We start from the raw sequence: 13,665 nt of genomic DNA on the forward strand, positions 1-13,665 counted from the left end.
GCCTGACCGTAAAACCGACCCGGCCCGCCTCATCGAGGAGGCCCTCGCGTTCCTGGAGCCCGTCTTCCGGGCGATCCGCGGCCGTGAGCGCGCCCACCAGCGGCGGGTGCTGGACGCGTTGCACGCGGCCGGCGTCACCGAAGCCGACCTGGCCGGAAGCACGGGCTACGGCTACGGCGATCCCGGGCGGGAGAAGCTCGAGGCGGCGTACGCTGCCCTCTTCTCCACGGAGGCGGCCGTGGTACGGCCCCAGCTCGCCTCGGGCACCCACGCGCTGGCCGCCCTCCTCTTCGGCCTCCTGCGCCCGGGTGACCGGCTTCTGCTGGCGGCGGGGCTCCCCTACGAAACGCTTCAGCGGGTCATCTGGGGCCCAGCGGCCGGCTGCCTGGCCGAGTGGGGCGTGGAGGCGCGGGTGGTGCCCCCCGGGCCCCGCGGCGTGGTGGATGCGGACGCGGTCCTGCGGGAAGCAGGTCCCACCGCCCGGTTGCTCCTGGTGCAGCGCTCCCGCGGGTACGAGGGAGGCTCCTCGCACGGTGTGGGCGAGCTCGGCCGCTTGGCCGAGCGGTTGAAGGCGGAGGCGCCGCAGCTCCTCCTGGCCGTGGACAACTGCTACGGCGAGTTTGTCGAAGAGGTGGAGCCCACCCAGGTCGGTTTCGACCTGGCGGCCGGTTCGCTCATCAAGAACCCGGGCGGCGGCCTCGCCCCCAGCGGGGGCTACGTCGTGGGCCCGGCGGCGGCGGTGGAGCAGGTGGCCGCCCGGGTCACGGCCCCGGGGATCGGCCTGGAGGTGGGACCGACCCTGGGCCTGCTCCGCCCCTACTTCCAGGGGCTCTTCCTTGCACCTCACGTGGTGGCGGAGGCGCTCCAGGGCGCCGTCCTCGTCGCGGCGGTGATGGAGGCCCTGGGGTTTCCGGTCGCACCCCGGTGGGACGAGCCACGGCACGAGCTGGTCCAGGAGGTGACCCTGGGGGACCCCGCGGCGGTCCTCGCCTTCTGCCGGGGCATCCAGGCAGCGTCACCCGTGGACGCCATGGCCCGCCCCGAGGCTGCACACCTCCCGGGGTATCGGGATCCCGTGGTCATGGCAGCCGGCACCTTCGTTCAAGGTTCGTCCATCGAGTTGAGCGCCGATGCCCCCATGCGGCCGCCCTATGCGGTCTATGTTCAGGGAGGACTTTCCTTGGGGCATGTGGCGCTCGGGCTGGAACGGGCCTTGTTCGAGCTCACCCTTGGGGGTATGCTGCCCGCGGAGCGCTGGCGGGCTGTCTCGGACCGTCTGGGGCGGCCAGCGCACGTGGGGACAACGGAGCGGCATTGATCGGCCTGGATCGGCATGAGCCAGGATGGTACGCCGTGGCCCGTCATGGGCGCCGGGGATCCATGGGTTTTCCCCCGAATACCTCTGCATTGCTTGACTTGGCGCGTGCCTCTGTTACAATGCTAGGTGATTGTACACCGTCCGGAGGGGGGCAACGAACTGGATGGAGCAGGCGTTGGGGCGCCACATCCTGTGCGAGGCGTACGGGTGTGACGTCCAGGTCCTCAACGACCTGGACGCAGTCCAGCGCATCATGGTGGAAGCAGCGGTCGTGGCGGGAGCCGAAGTACGCGAGGTGGCCTTCCACCGCTTCTCGCCCCAGGGCGTCAGCGGCGTGGTGGTCATCTCCGAGTCCCACCTGGCCATCCACACCTGGCCCGAGCTCGGGTATGCGGCGATCGACGTCTTCACCTGCGGGGAGGATGTGAACCCGTGGGACGCCTGCAACTACATCGTGGATCGATTCGAGGCGCAGACGACCACGGCGAACGAAGTCCGGCGTGGGATCATCCGCCAGAATCCGGCCCAGGAGGAGGCGAGTCAACGAGTGTATGAGACCCTCTAGACGCACAGCGGCGTCGAGCGCGGGCTGACGCGTCCGGGCCCGGAAGAGCGGGTTCCGGACGCTTTCGCGTGCGCCGGGTCGACCTTGCGACCTTGCCTGGAGCAGGAATTTGCTGGCTGACCTCGAATCCCATGGCTTGTGACCTTCTGCGACCTCCCAGGGGCTTCGAGGAGTGATAGTGGACCATGAGCAGGTCCTCCGTACCGCTGGAGCCACCGGCGAGTCACCCGAGCGAGACCCGCCCGTCGAAACCCGACTACACGGGGATGAGCGACGAGGACGTGGTGGCACGAGCTCAGCAGGGAGAGGACCTGGCCACCGAGTACCTCCTGCGGAAGTACGAAAAACTGGTCTATATCTGGACACGCCCCTACTTCCTCCAGGGCGCCGAGGACGACGACCTCCTCCAAGAGGGGATGATCGGCCTCTTCAAGGCGATCCGGGATTTCTCTCCGGGATCCTCTTCCTTCTGGAGCTTTGCGAAGCTCTGCATCACCCGCAACATCATCTCGGCCATCAAGGGCACCACCCGCCAGAAGCACATCCCCCTCAACTCGTACACCTCGTTGCACAAGCCCATCTACGACCTCGAGGGCGACCGGACGCTGATGGAGGTGCTCACCAGCGAGCGGGCCGACAACCCCGAAACCCTCATCATCGACCGGGAGAGGCTCGACTACACCCAACGCCACATCAAGGAAGCCCTCAGCGATTTCGAGTACCGGGTCTTCCGCCTCTACATCAACGGACTATCGTATAAGGAGATGGCGGAGAGGCTCGACACGCACACCAAGTCCATCGACAACGCCCTCTGCCGCATCAAGCACAAGATCGAGGCGCAGTTCTAACCAGGGCGGCCGGGCGCCCGGCGCCTGGACCTCGGGTGGATCCGCACCCCGACCCGGCGGGGGAGAGGGGGTTCGCGTACCGTGCTCGCGGAGTGGGAGCTCATGGTGAGGTTGGGTCTGGCCGCCGTCCTGGGTGGGCTGGTGGGACTCGAGCGGGAGAGCCACGGCCGCCCGGCCGGCTTCCGCACCCACCTGCTGGTGGCCCTGGGGTCGGCCCTGGTCATGCTGGTCTCCGTCTATCCCTTCGAGCGGTTCCGGGGCCTGGGCTTCTCGGTGGACCCCACCCGCATTGCGGCCCAGGTGGTGAGCGGCATCGGCTTCCTGGGGGCGGGTACGATCCTGCGCGAGGGAGCCAACGTGCGGGGGCTCACCACCGCGGCGAGCCTCTGGGTCGTGGCCGGCATCGGCCTCGCGGTGGGGTCCGGATACTACCTGGGCGCGCTGCTCACCACGGCCCTGGTGGTGATCGCCCTCTTCTGGCTCAACCGACTGGAGTTCCGGTTCATCCGTACCGATCACGCGGTGGTGGCGGTCCGGATCCTCGACAGCCCCGGCCGCCTGGCGGCGGTGAGCGGGGTGATGGCCCGGCACGGCCTGAACATCCGGGGCGTCGAGATCGAGCAGGAGGATGACCAGCACGCGCGGCTCATCCTCACGGTACACAACCACGGCCGGGTGCCCCGCCTCGAGCTCCTGGAAGAGCTGCAGCGCCTGGAGGGCGTGGAGCGCACCGAGTTCCGCAGCTGAGGGGGGCGGAAGAGCGATCGAGGCAGGCAACAACGCTTGGGGTGGGAGGCAGCCGGGTGCGGATCCTGGTGACCAACGACGACGGCGTCCATGCCCCGGGGCTCCGGGCCCTGGCCGGGGAGCTGGCCCGGGTGGGGGAGGTGGTGGTGGTCGCACCCGACCGGGAGCGGAGCGGGGCCGCCCACGCGATCACCGTCCACACGCCGCTCCGGGTGAGCCGGGTGGAGTGGGGGGAAGGGATCGTCGCCTACGCGGTCGACGGGACCCCCACCGACTGCGTCAAGCTGGGCATGGAAGCCCTCGTGGACGGAGGCTGTGGTGACAGAGGCTGCCAGGCGGTGGTGTCGGGGATCAACCGGGGGCCCAACCTGGGAACCGACGTCATCTACTCGGGCACCGTCTCCGGCGCGCTGGAGGGACACCTGCAGGGGGTCCCCGCCATCGCCGCCTCCCTCGACAGCTTCACCGCCCGGGAGGAGAGCTACCGGCCGGCGGCGCGGGTGGTGCGGGAGCTCCTGGGCGAGCTCCTGTCCGGCCGCTGGGAGCGCCCGCCGCTCCTTAACGTCAACGTCCCCGGCCTGCCCCCGGAGGCCATCCGGGGTGTACGGATCACCCGGTTGGGCGTCCGGCGGTACCGGAACGTCTTCCACCGCCGTGAGGATCCCCGCGGGCGGGTGTACTACTGGCTGGCGGGAGAGGCCGTCGACCTTGACGAGCGACCCGACACCGACGCCCGCAGCGTCCGCGAGGGATACGTCTCCGTCACGCCGTTGCGCTTCGATCTCACCGACGCCGCGCGGATGGCGCGGCTCCGGGGCTGGGAGGCGCGCACCTGGGAGGGCATCGCAACGGCCCCCATGGCTCCCCCGGAGCCAGGCGCGGGTGCCCCCACAGAAACTTCGGGGGCGCCGCCGGGGCCTGGAGCATTGGGGCCGGACCCCGAATAGGGTGAGCACCGCCTCGGGAGGTGAGGCGCATGCTCCTCTGGCTGGCGGTGCTCCTGGGTTGGCTCGTCCTCGCGGCCGGCGGCATGGGACAGGCGGCCGGGCTCCGGTGCCGCGACGCGGACGGGCGATCCACCGCGGCCCGGTGGGCCCGAAGGTGGCGGCGGGTGGCGGGCTGGGCGGCCATCGGGTGGGGGCTCGCCCTGCTCTGGATCTTCCTGGATACGCTGCTCGCCGCGGTGGCACGGTAGAACCAAGGAATTCGACGTGGTGACAGGAATCCTCGTGACCCGGGAGGAAGTAAAACCAAGGAGCCAGCCGACAACGGCTTCACAGGAAGGGGGCATGCGCCGTGTTCCCTAGCCGAGAGGATGTCCTGACGGGCCTGAAGCGCTTCAAGCGCCTGGCCAAGCAGGACATCCTTGCGAGCTCCCTAACCTCTCGTCCGGACTTCTGGCATCGGCAGGCCGAGGTTCGGCGAGAGGAGTACACGGCCCTGATGGCCTGGGTTGAACACGAAGGGGTAGAGGCGGCGTACCGGAGAGCTGCGGAGCGGTACGAGGCCCTGCCCCTTCGGTCGTCTTCGGAGGAACCCTCGCCGGAGGTGGGGGGACGTCAACAGGCCCTCGAGATGTTCTTCCACCTCCTGGGCCTGGACCAGGAGCAGATGGCAGCCCTGAGGGAGCCTGAGGCCAACTCCGAAACGGAGGGGCTCTCCGTCCAGCGGATGGGGAGTTGACGCCGCCGCCCTCGATCCATCGCGTCCTTGCACCGGCCGTCGCCGGGTGGGACGCTGCGGGCTGAGCAGAGCAGGCAGGTCGGTTGCATCACGCCGGGTGCCCTTGGTGTGCGGGCATCCGGCCGTGCGCGGGCGGGCCCGCGGTCGCGCCAGCGCCGCGCGTCGGCCCTGGCGGCGGAGCCGAGCGCCACGGGCTCGGCCGCCGGCCGAGCCGGCCGACGCGGGGGCGCCACACCAGCTGGAGCGCTCGACGATCGGGCCAGGCAGGCTTCCTTTGCACCCCCACACGCGTCCTCGTTTTCGCAGGCCCCCAGCCGCCCGCCTTTCACCCGAGCTTCCGGATCAACCCCACCACGCGCCCCAGGATCTCCACGCGGTCAGCATAGATGGGTCCCATGGCCGGGTTCTCAGGCTGCAGGCGGATACGCCCGTCTTCTCGGAAGAAGCGCTTCACCGTGGCTTCGTCCTCGATCATGGCAACGGTGATGTCGCCGTTCTCGGCGGTCGCCTGGCGGCGTACCACGACCCAGTCCCCGTCCAGGATGCCCGCCTGGATCATGCTGTCGCCCCGCACCTTGAGGACGAAGAGCTCGTCGTCGCCGAAGAGCTCCTTGGAGATGGGGACGTAGGTCTCCACGTTCTCCACGGCCAGGATCGGTGCGCCCGCGGTGACCCTCCCCACGACGGGCACCTGCTGGTAGGGGACGCGCCGGTGCTCGGGGCTGAGGAGCTCGATGGCCCTGGGCTTGGTGGGGTCTCGCCGCAGGTACCCCTTCTGCTCCAGACGCCCCAGGTGCCCGTGCACCGTGGAGCTGGAGCTGAGGCCCACCGCCTGGCCGATCTCCCGCACCGAGGGTGGGTAGCCCTTCTCCTCGACGCACTTGCGGATGAACTCGAGGATCTCCCGCTGCCGCTTGCTCAGGTCCCGCACGCGACGTCCCCCCTCCAAAGGTATCCAGCGCCGTCATTATAGCACGCACGTTTGCTGCTTGCAAACGCGAGTTCGCAAACGGGTTGACACGGGCGCGCCGTCGTGGTAAAGTATGGGCGAGGGCTGCGAACATGTATTCGTGACGCTCACACGTGCGAGGGAGGCGAACGCGATGGCCATCCACCCAGGAACGCGTCCCGTACCGCTTTCAGGCTCGCCACGGCGCGGCCGCGTCGCCGCCGGGCGGAGTCCCGAAGCCGGCCCGGGCCGCTCCCGGCGCAGCGGGGCCCTGCTGGCCGTCCTGATGGCAGCGGCGTCCCTGGTGGCCGTCCACGCGTTGAGCGCTGATCCGTTGCCGCAGGCCGTGGAGGCGCGCGATCCCAGCCCTTCAGCGGAGGCAGGGTTCGCGGGCGCCGTTCAGGGCCTCAGCCCTGGAGGCCGGAGCGACGTTTCTGCCCAGCCATCGGAGGACCGGGGGCCCGCGACCGCCCATACCAGCGCTCTGTCGGGCGAGGAGGCTGTATGGGTCGTCGGGCCGGGGGAGACCCTCTGGAGCATCGCCCGAAGGGTGGCGCCGCAGGAGGATCCGCGGCGGGTGGTGGAAGCAATCCGGAGGCTCAACGGCCTTCACACCGCGGTCCTGCGCATCGGCCAGTCGCTCCGCCTGCCGCCGGGCCTGGAAGCCCGGTGAGCCAGGAGTCAGAACTCGAGCTTCCGGACCTGCTCCCGCAGGCGGCGGTTCACGACGTGGGTGTAGCGCTGGGTGGTGGCCACCGACGCATGGCCGAGGAGCTCTTGGATCGAGCGGAGGTCGGCGTCTTTCTCCAGGAGGAGCGTTGCCATGGTATGCCGCAGCTTGTGCGCCGAGAGGCCGGGGAGGCTCTCGGGCAGCGCCGCGGCCATGCGCTTGATGAGGTAGTGGACCCCGTGCCGCGTGAGCGGGCCCCCGTGCAGGTTCCTGAAGAGCCGGTCGGGGGCCGGGCTGCCCCGGGGCACCCGCCGCACCCGGAGGTACCCGCGCAGGATCCGGGCGAGGTCCGGGTGCAAGGGGACGACTCGCTCCTTGGCGCCCTTGCCGAAGAGGCGCACGCTCTCACCGGCGAAGCTGACGTCCCTGAGACGAAGCCCCGTCAACTCGCTCACCCGGCACCCCGTGTACAACAGGGTGGCCACCATCGCGTGATCCCGCACCGGCGACGTCCCAGCCCGCCGGGCCGCCTCCAGCAGCGCCGTCGCTTCCTCCTGGCTGAGGAAAATGGGTTCGTGGCTGGGCACCCGCGGGGCGCGCAGCTCCTCGGCCGGGTTCTCCCGCACGTAGCCCTGGCGCACCAGGAAGCTGTAGAAGGTCCGAATGCAGCTGACCTTCCGGGCGCGGGCGGCCTCACCGTTTCGCCGCTCCTTCTGCAGGTAGTAGAGGAAGGAGCTCAGGACCAGCGGGTCGGCACTCGCGAAGTCCGAGCCCTCCCGGCGAAGAAACTGCTCCAGAAGGGTCAGATCGCGGGTATACCCGTCCGCCGTCCGCTCGGAGCGGCCCTCTTCGACCAGCAGGTGCTCCTGGAAGGCCTCGATCCAGGGGTGGAGGCCACTGCGCGGCCGGCGCCGCACCAGCGGGGAGCCCGGGTCGTCTCCATCGGGTGCCGGAGGGGGGGGCTGGTGGTCGGCCATGGGCATCGCCTCCCGGGTCTTGTCTGCCCCTGGGGTTTCACCGCGGCGCCCCCGGTTCCTCCTCAACAAAAGACAAATTTTGTTGAGGGACGGAAGCCTTCGCGCCGGGAGATTCCGCTCCTGGAAGCGCGTTCCGGCCGCGCTACCGCATGGGCCTGCTCCCGCACGCCCCAGACTAGCTCCGGGCGGGCCGTTCCCTGAGGCCGGCGGCTCGCCGCCGGGCCTGCTCGGGCCCGCAGGATTGACGAGGGGGGTGTTCGGGTGGCGGTAGCCATCGGGGTCATCCACGGTGAGGTGCGTGCCCGCAGGGTCTTCGAGCAGCTGCGCCTGGAGGGTTTCGGGCCCTCCCAGATCTCCATGCGCTTCCTCTCCCGGGAGGAGTTGCCCGGTTTCCCCGAGACGTACGATCCCGTGGGCGGTGCGCGCTTTTTCGGGACGCCAGTGGTCAGCCTGCCGGCCGCCGGGTATAATCTGGTTGGGAACAGCACGACCCTCGACACCTCCATCACCACCCTCAGCGACCTACTCTCCACGATGGCAGCCATGGAGCGCCAGCCTGCCGACCCTGATCAGCCCCAGGTCCGCCTGCTGATCCAGGTGCGGGGCCAAGGCGCCGAGCGTGCCGCCGCGATCCTCCGGGAGGCTGGAGCGCACCCCGTCCGGCTCGAGTGGGGCGAGCCTGTCGAGGAGATCGTCCCGGGTGCTGTGGACCCGGGTGACCTGGACCAGGATTCCTGAACGACGCTCCTGTCTCCGTCGCTTCCGCCCCTCCCGGCCGCTGCATGGCCTGGAGGTCCTGCATTCGATCGCCACCCCGACGCGTCACCCCAAGGTCGACGACGTTCCGACGGTCCCAAAACCAGACGGAGGAGGCCGATCCGTTGGAGCGGCATGGGTCGTCTGTCCGTCCCGTGGTTGTCGTCCACCTTTCCTTCGAGGGCCCGGACCCCTACGCCCGGGCGGGCGGGCTGGGCACACGGGTGATGGGGCTCGACGACGCTCTGGCGGCAGCGGGTGTTCCGGTGCACCTGCTTTTCGTGGGCGACCCCGACGCGCCGGCCCAAGAGTCTCGCGGGCCCCAGGGGAACCTCCACCTCTACCGCTGGTGCCAGTGGATCAGCGCCCATCACCGCAACGGTGTCTACGCAGGCGAGGAGGTGAAGGTCGCCGACTACAGCCGCACGGTGCCGGAGTTCGTGGTGGAGCGCCTCGTCCGTCCAGCGCTGGCCGAGGACAAGCTCCCGGTGATCCTGGCCGAGGACTGGCAGACGGCCGAGGCGCTCTGCAACCTCTCGGACCTGCTTCACGAGCGTGGAATGCGGCGGAGCTCCATCCTCGTCTGGAACGCCAACAACACCATGGGCTTCGAGCGCATCAACTGGGGGCGGTTGGGCTACGTGGCCCACCTGGCCACGGTGAGCCACTACATGAAGCATCAGATGTGGCAGATGGGCTTCAACCCGGTGGTGATCGGCAACGGCATCGAGCCCGCCTGGCTCGACGCGCCCGATCCCGGCGGGGTCAGCGCCCTTCGGGAGGCAGTCTTGCTTTCCGGGCACACCGACCTCTTCGTCAAGGTCGCCCGCTGGGATCCCGACAAGCGGTGGGAGATGGCCATCCAGGCCATGGCCCAGCTCCGACGGGAGGGCCGGCGGCCCACGCTGGTGGTGCGCGGCGGCCTGGAACCCTACGGAGGTCAGGTGCGCAACCTGGCCGAGTCCCTGGGCATGCGCTGGAGGCGGGTCGCGACCTTCGAACCGCTTGCCCGGCACCCGGAGGCTCCATGGGCCGAAGACGTGCTGCGGGAGTCGGACGTGCTGGAGATCGACGCGGTACTGGACCGGGACCGCCTGCGGGCGCTTTACGCTGCGGCCGACGGGGTGCTGGCCAACTCCGGGATGGAGCCTTTCGGGCTCGTGGGCCTGGAGGCCATGGCCTCGGGCGGGATCGCCTACACGGGGGCCACCGGCGAGGAGTACGCCCGGCCCTTCGAGAACGCCGTGGTCCTGGAGACCGACGACCCGGCCGAGATCGTCGCCTACGCGAGGATGCTCGCCGGAGAGCCCCGGCTCGCGGCGGCCATCCGGCGATCGGCCCGCGAGACCGCACGGCGGTTCACGTGGCCTCGGACGGTCGCGCACCTCTTCCACAGGCTCGCATACCTCTCCGAGCGCGAGGGCCTCCCCTGCCCCTCCCCTGCCCCATCCCCCACGGTTCGATCGGATGTTCGTCTCCGCCGATCCCCCCGTCACCCCGCGGCCCTACGAAAGGAGGACGTGCAGAATGTCGGAGTCGGTGGTCATTTATCTGCTGCTGCATCAGCCCCGCCGGCTGCGGTTGCCGGCGCAGCCGATCCCGCGCGGCGCCTCACCCGAGGAGATCGGCCGCTCTCTCTTTGACGAGGATCTGGACCGGTCCTACTTCGAGCGGGTCGCCGAGCGGAGTTACCGCCCCACCCTGGAGCTTTTGGACCGGCAGGTCCGGGAGGAGGGATTCCGGCTCAGCATCGGCCTCAGCCTCTCGTGGCTGCGCCAGGCGGAGCGATGGGATCCCGGGCTGGTTGAGAGGCTGTCGGCCCTCTTCAGGCTCCCGGGTGTCGAGCTGGTGGGGTGCGAGCCGTACCACAGCCTGCTACCCTACCTGGACGTGACCCGCTTCGCCCGGAACATGCGGGCCATGCGACGGGAGCTCGCCCGGCGCTTCGGCCAGAAGGTACGGGTCACGGACACCACCGAGATGCTGGTCTCCAACGACATCTACTACGCGGTGGCCCGGGCGGGCTTCCAGGCCATGTTCATGGACGGGCGGGACTGGGTGCTGGGTGATCGGAGCCCCGGCTTCCTCTACCGCCACGGTTCCGGGAATCTGAAGCTGCTGGTGCGGCACCACGCTCTTTCCGACGACGTGGGCTACCGCTTCTCCGACCGGACCTGGCCCGGCTGGCCCCTCATGGCTGACGCCTACGCTGCCTGGGTGGCCGACACGCCTGGCCCCGTCACGGTCCTCGGCTGGGACTTCGAGACCTTCGGCGAGCACCACGCGGCCTCCACGGGGATCTTCGATTTCCTCGCCTCTCTGTCCGGGTCCTTCCGGAGCCGGGGCGTGGCGACCTGCACCCCCGGAGAGGCGCTGCGACGGCACGGCGCGGCCACCGCCGAACTGACCCTGCCGGCTCACGTCTGCACGTGGGCGGGGTCCGGAGGCATCGAGTTCTTCCTGGGCAACCAGGTCCAGCAGGCCGTCTTCCGGCTCATGCACCACGCCTACAACAAAGCCCTCCTCTCGGGCGATCCTGCCCTGGTGGACCTGGCCCTCTGGCTGATGCAGTCGGACCACCTCCACCTGCTCCAGTGGTGGGGCGCCCAGGGCGACGAAGCGCAGGTCTCGGCCTACTTCACGCCGCACGAGTGGTGGCGCCTGGGGCCGGACCGCATTGTCATGGAGGTGCAGCGGGTCTACGAGAACTTCGTGCAGGCGCTGGACGGGGCGGTGGAACGGCGGATGATGCCCCCGACGCGCGCAGGGGCTGCCTCGGCGTTGCCGGCCGCCCAGCTCTGACCCCGCCCCCGGTCCTGATCCGCCGTGCCAAGGGCGCCCGCGGTCCGGAGGATCGCCTCTCCGTAGACGGAGGCAGTCCTGCGGGCCAGATGGTCCCACCTGCGGCGGTGGAGGACCCACCCCCGAGCTCGCTCGGCCCGCCGCGCCGCCTCGTCGGGACGGGAGAGGCACTCGGCCACGGCACGCGCCAGGGCGGCGGCGTCGCCGGCGGCGAAACTCCATGCCCGCGCTGTGCCGTTGCCGCCCACGATCTCCGCCAGGCCTCCGGCCGCGCTGCTCACCAGAGGCACGCCCGCGAGCATCGCCTCCAGGGCCACCATGCCGGCCACCTCTTCCCGGGAGGGCACCACCACGGCGGCGGCCGTTCGGAGCCAGGCGGTGAGCTCGCGCTCCTGGAGGGGCGAGCGGAGCATCACCCGGAGGTTCGGAGCGGCCCGGCGCGCCGCCCGGGCCAGAGGTTCGGCCAGAGGCCCCACCCCGCCCACGATCCACTCCACCGGCCCAGGCACGAGGGCGGACAGAAGAGAGGCAGCCTGCAGGAGTTCCTCCCAGCCCTTCTCGGGCACCAGCCGCCCCCAGCTCAGCAGGCGGGTGACCCCGGCTGGGGGCTCGATACGATCGCGCGCCGCCGCGACGGGGTACGGGCCCGCCTCCACCACGCGGATCGGAACCGGGGCCGCCCAGGCGCACGTCCGGAGGCGATGGGCCATCCACCGGCTCGGGGCGATGGCAGCCGCGAGGTCCGAGGCTCGAAACGGAGGCCGGCCCGGCGGCGGGACGCGATGGGCGGTCCACACCACGGGGACCTGGGGAAGGCCCAGGAGCCTCCGCACCTCTAGCGCCCCCGGCACCAGGCGCAGGTCGTGGACGTGGATCACGTCGGGCTCACCCGCGGGTCTGCCGCTCTCGGGGCTTTCGAGGGCGAGTCCCAACCCCGGCCCTGGCACGCCGGCTCCCGGCTCGCCTCCCGCCCTGCCGGCTTCTGGCCCCATGCCCCTCGCGGATCCCGCGGCCGAAAGGTGGACACGACCTGGAGGGTGAAACGCTGCCAGGGGCCCGTAGGGCTGGTGCCAGGGGCTCGGCCAGCGGGTCCCGCCCCGGGACGCGCTGCGCCCCTCGCCCAGAACGGTGCTCTCCACGCCGGCCGCCGCCAGAGCCGGCAACAGCATGGCCAGGTGACGCCCCACGCCGCTGACGGGGCGCCCTGGTTCGGATGCGACGTACGGCGGCTCGGGACTGACCACCCAGACCCGCACGCCCAGCCTCCCCCTCGCCGTCGGCCGGGGGAATCCCGATTTCCACCTGCGATCCCCCGGTGTCAGCCTATGGACGGTGTCCTGTCCGCTTTCTTCGTTTGCGTGGGAAATCCTCGCGCTATTCGCGCCGGGCGGCGCGCGGGCGCCGTCCCGTGCCGGAAGGCGGCGGCACCCTGCGGGAGAGGGTCAGGAGCGGGACGCGGCTGAACTCCGCAGCTGCAGCACGTCCGATGCTTGACACCAGAGCAGCCCCACCTCGCGGGCGAGGTGGGCTCTACCTGCGGGATGCTGGCTCCGCGCCCCTATCCTCCTGCAAGGGAGGGCGCGTGACGGGGACCGCCGGACGCGCGGGGACCCCGAGGTCTGCCTCGGGGTCCCCCGAACGCCTTTCCAGGTTGGCAGGGGAGACAGGACTCGAACCTGCAACCCCCGGTTTTGGAGACCGGTGCTCTGCCAGTTGAGCTACTCCCCTAAGGCGTACCTAGTATACCATCGGGGCCGAGAGCGGGTCAAGGCCGGGGCCGCCTGGCTCCGCCCTTCTCTCACGGCCTCGCCCCGCGCCCCTGGCCTCAGCGCCCCGACCCGGCCGCGTTCCGTCCCAGGGCGCCCCCCAGGATCGCCAGGGGAACGGCCAGGATGAGCCCCCGGAGGGCGTCTCCCGCGGCGATCCCCGGGCCATGGGGCAGCACCCAGAGCGCCGCGGCCACGTAGAGCACCCCCACCGCGAGCCCGTGCAGCCACCCCCCGCTGCGGCCCCGCCCCCCCGCCAGCCCCCCGCCGGCCAGGAGGGCGAGTCCGTGAACGGCCAGGTAGGCCCAGGGCGGGTATGAAACGGCGCTCCACAGCCCGTAGACCACGCCCATCACCGACGCCGCCGAAACGAAGAGAACCAGCGAGAGAGCCAGCCCCACCAGGACCGCGACGGGCTCGAACCCGGCCCCACCTCCACCGCCTGCAACTCCCCTAGCCATGGCGCTCCCCCCGGAGAGACTGCGGCCTAGCTGGCCTGCCACATGGGTATGCCCGTTTCATCCAGGACATGCGAAGGCCCCGGACCTCGTGGGTCCAGGGCCTTGAACGGGCCGCGGATCTGA

General features: G+C 70.7%; 15 protein-coding genes and 1 tRNA gene. 11 read left to right on the top strand and 5 right to left on the bottom strand.

The window, feature by feature from the left end; translation table 11 throughout:
* The first annotated feature begins 31 nt into the window (after nt 1-31).
* From LIP_RS08125 to LIP_RS08155, 7 genes are all read left to right on the top strand, one after another.
* Nucleotides 32-1,318: a methionine gamma-lyase family protein gene (locus LIP_RS08125; RefSeq protein ID WP_082726036.1), complete on the top strand. Its 1,287-nt coding sequence runs from the start codon at nt 32-34 to the stop codon at nt 1,316-1,318.
* A gap of 163 nt (nt 1,319-1,481) precedes the next feature.
* A complete protein-coding gene (gene speD, locus LIP_RS08130; RefSeq protein WP_068136664.1) occupies nt 1,482-1,883 on the top strand; it encodes an adenosylmethionine decarboxylase in 402 nt (133 codons plus the stop codon).
* Nucleotides 1,884-2,068: 185 nt separating this feature from the next.
* A complete protein-coding gene (gene sigH, locus LIP_RS08135; protein ID WP_082726037.1) occupies nt 2,069-2,731 on the top strand; it encodes an RNA polymerase sporulation sigma factor SigH in 663 nt (220 codons plus the stop codon).
* A gap of 81 nt (nt 2,732-2,812) precedes the next feature.
* Nucleotides 2,813-3,478: an MgtC/SapB family protein gene (locus LIP_RS08140; protein WP_198409780.1), complete on the top strand. Its 666-nt coding sequence runs from the start codon at nt 2,813-2,815 to the stop codon at nt 3,476-3,478.
* A 56-nt stretch (nt 3,479-3,534) separates the two neighbouring features.
* A complete protein-coding gene (gene surE / locus LIP_RS08145; protein WP_082726038.1) occupies nt 3,535-4,425 on the top strand; it encodes a 5'/3'-nucleotidase SurE in 891 nt (296 codons plus the stop codon).
* Nucleotides 4,426-4,454: 29 nt separating this feature from the next.
* Complete coding sequence (locus LIP_RS08150) at nt 4,455-4,673, top strand: hypothetical protein (protein WP_068136670.1); 219 nt, start codon at nt 4,455-4,457, stop codon at nt 4,671-4,673.
* A 101-nt stretch (nt 4,674-4,774) separates the two neighbouring features.
* A complete protein-coding gene (locus LIP_RS08155; RefSeq protein ID WP_068136673.1) occupies nt 4,775-5,161 on the top strand; it encodes a hypothetical protein in 387 nt (128 codons plus the stop codon).
* A gap of 325 nt (nt 5,162-5,486) precedes the next feature.
* Here the strand turns inward: LIP_RS08155 and lexA are convergent, their stop codons facing one another.
* Nucleotides 5,487-6,092: a transcriptional repressor LexA gene (lexA, locus tag LIP_RS08160; protein WP_068136676.1), complete on the bottom strand. Its 606-nt coding sequence runs from the start codon at nt 6,090-6,092 to the stop codon at nt 5,487-5,489.
* A 172-nt stretch (nt 6,093-6,264) separates the two neighbouring features.
* Here lexA and LIP_RS08165 point away from each other — a divergent pair, with 172 nt between their 5' ends.
* Nucleotides 6,265-6,783 (top strand): LysM peptidoglycan-binding domain-containing protein, encoded by a 519-nt coding sequence (locus LIP_RS08165; RefSeq protein WP_068136679.1) that lies wholly within the window; start codon nt 6,265-6,267, stop codon nt 6,781-6,783.
* An 8-nt stretch (nt 6,784-6,791) separates the two neighbouring features.
* Here the strand turns inward: LIP_RS08165 and LIP_RS08170 are convergent, their stop codons facing one another.
* On the bottom strand, nt 6,792-7,757 hold the full coding sequence (locus LIP_RS08170; RefSeq protein ID WP_068136682.1) for a tyrosine-type recombinase/integrase: 966 nt from the start codon (nt 7,755-7,757) through the stop codon (nt 6,792-6,794).
* Between the two features lie 261 nt (nt 7,758-8,018).
* Between LIP_RS08170 and LIP_RS08175 the strand changes: the two genes are divergently transcribed.
* From LIP_RS08175 to LIP_RS08180, 3 genes are all read left to right on the top strand, one after another.
* Nucleotides 8,019-8,495 carry a hypothetical protein gene (locus tag LIP_RS08175; protein WP_068136689.1) on the top strand — a complete coding sequence of 159 codons (477 nt, stop codon included), beginning with the start codon at nt 8,019-8,021 and terminating at the stop codon, nt 8,493-8,495.
* Nucleotides 8,496-8,638: 143 nt separating this feature from the next.
* Nucleotides 8,639-10,156 carry a glycosyltransferase family 4 protein gene (locus LIP_RS18505; protein ID WP_158509601.1) on the top strand — a complete coding sequence of 506 codons (1,518 nt, stop codon included), beginning with the start codon at nt 8,639-8,641 and terminating at the stop codon, nt 10,154-10,156.
* The gene (locus LIP_RS08180; RefSeq protein ID WP_068136694.1) at nt 10,041-11,315 is read left to right on the top strand and encodes a glycoside hydrolase family 57 protein; all 1,275 of its coding nucleotides are present in this window, start codon (nt 10,041-10,043) and stop codon (nt 11,313-11,315) included. The genes LIP_RS18505 and LIP_RS08180 overlap by 116 nt, the downstream gene beginning before the upstream one ends.
* Here the strand turns inward: LIP_RS08180 and LIP_RS08185 are convergent.
* From LIP_RS08185 to LIP_RS08195, 3 genes are all read right to left on the bottom strand, one after another.
* Entirely contained in the window at nt 11,213-12,571 is a 1,359-nt protein-coding gene (locus LIP_RS08185; RefSeq protein WP_068136697.1) for a glycosyltransferase family 4 protein, read from the bottom strand. The genes LIP_RS08180 and LIP_RS08185 overlap by 103 nt on opposite strands.
* 396 nt (nt 12,572-12,967) lie before the next feature.
* Nucleotides 12,968-13,043: transfer RNA gene (locus LIP_RS08190), tRNA-Trp, on the bottom strand.
* A gap of 97 nt (nt 13,044-13,140) precedes the next feature.
* Entirely contained in the window at nt 13,141-13,542 is a 402-nt protein-coding gene (locus LIP_RS08195) for a TIGR04086 family membrane protein (protein WP_082726040.1), read from the bottom strand.
* Nucleotides 13,543-13,665 lie beyond the last annotated feature (123 nt).

This window comes from Limnochorda pilosa (genome assembly GCF_001544015.1).
Taxonomy (GTDB): domain Bacteria; phylum Bacillota; class Limnochordia; order Limnochordales; family Limnochordaceae; genus Limnochorda; species Limnochorda pilosa.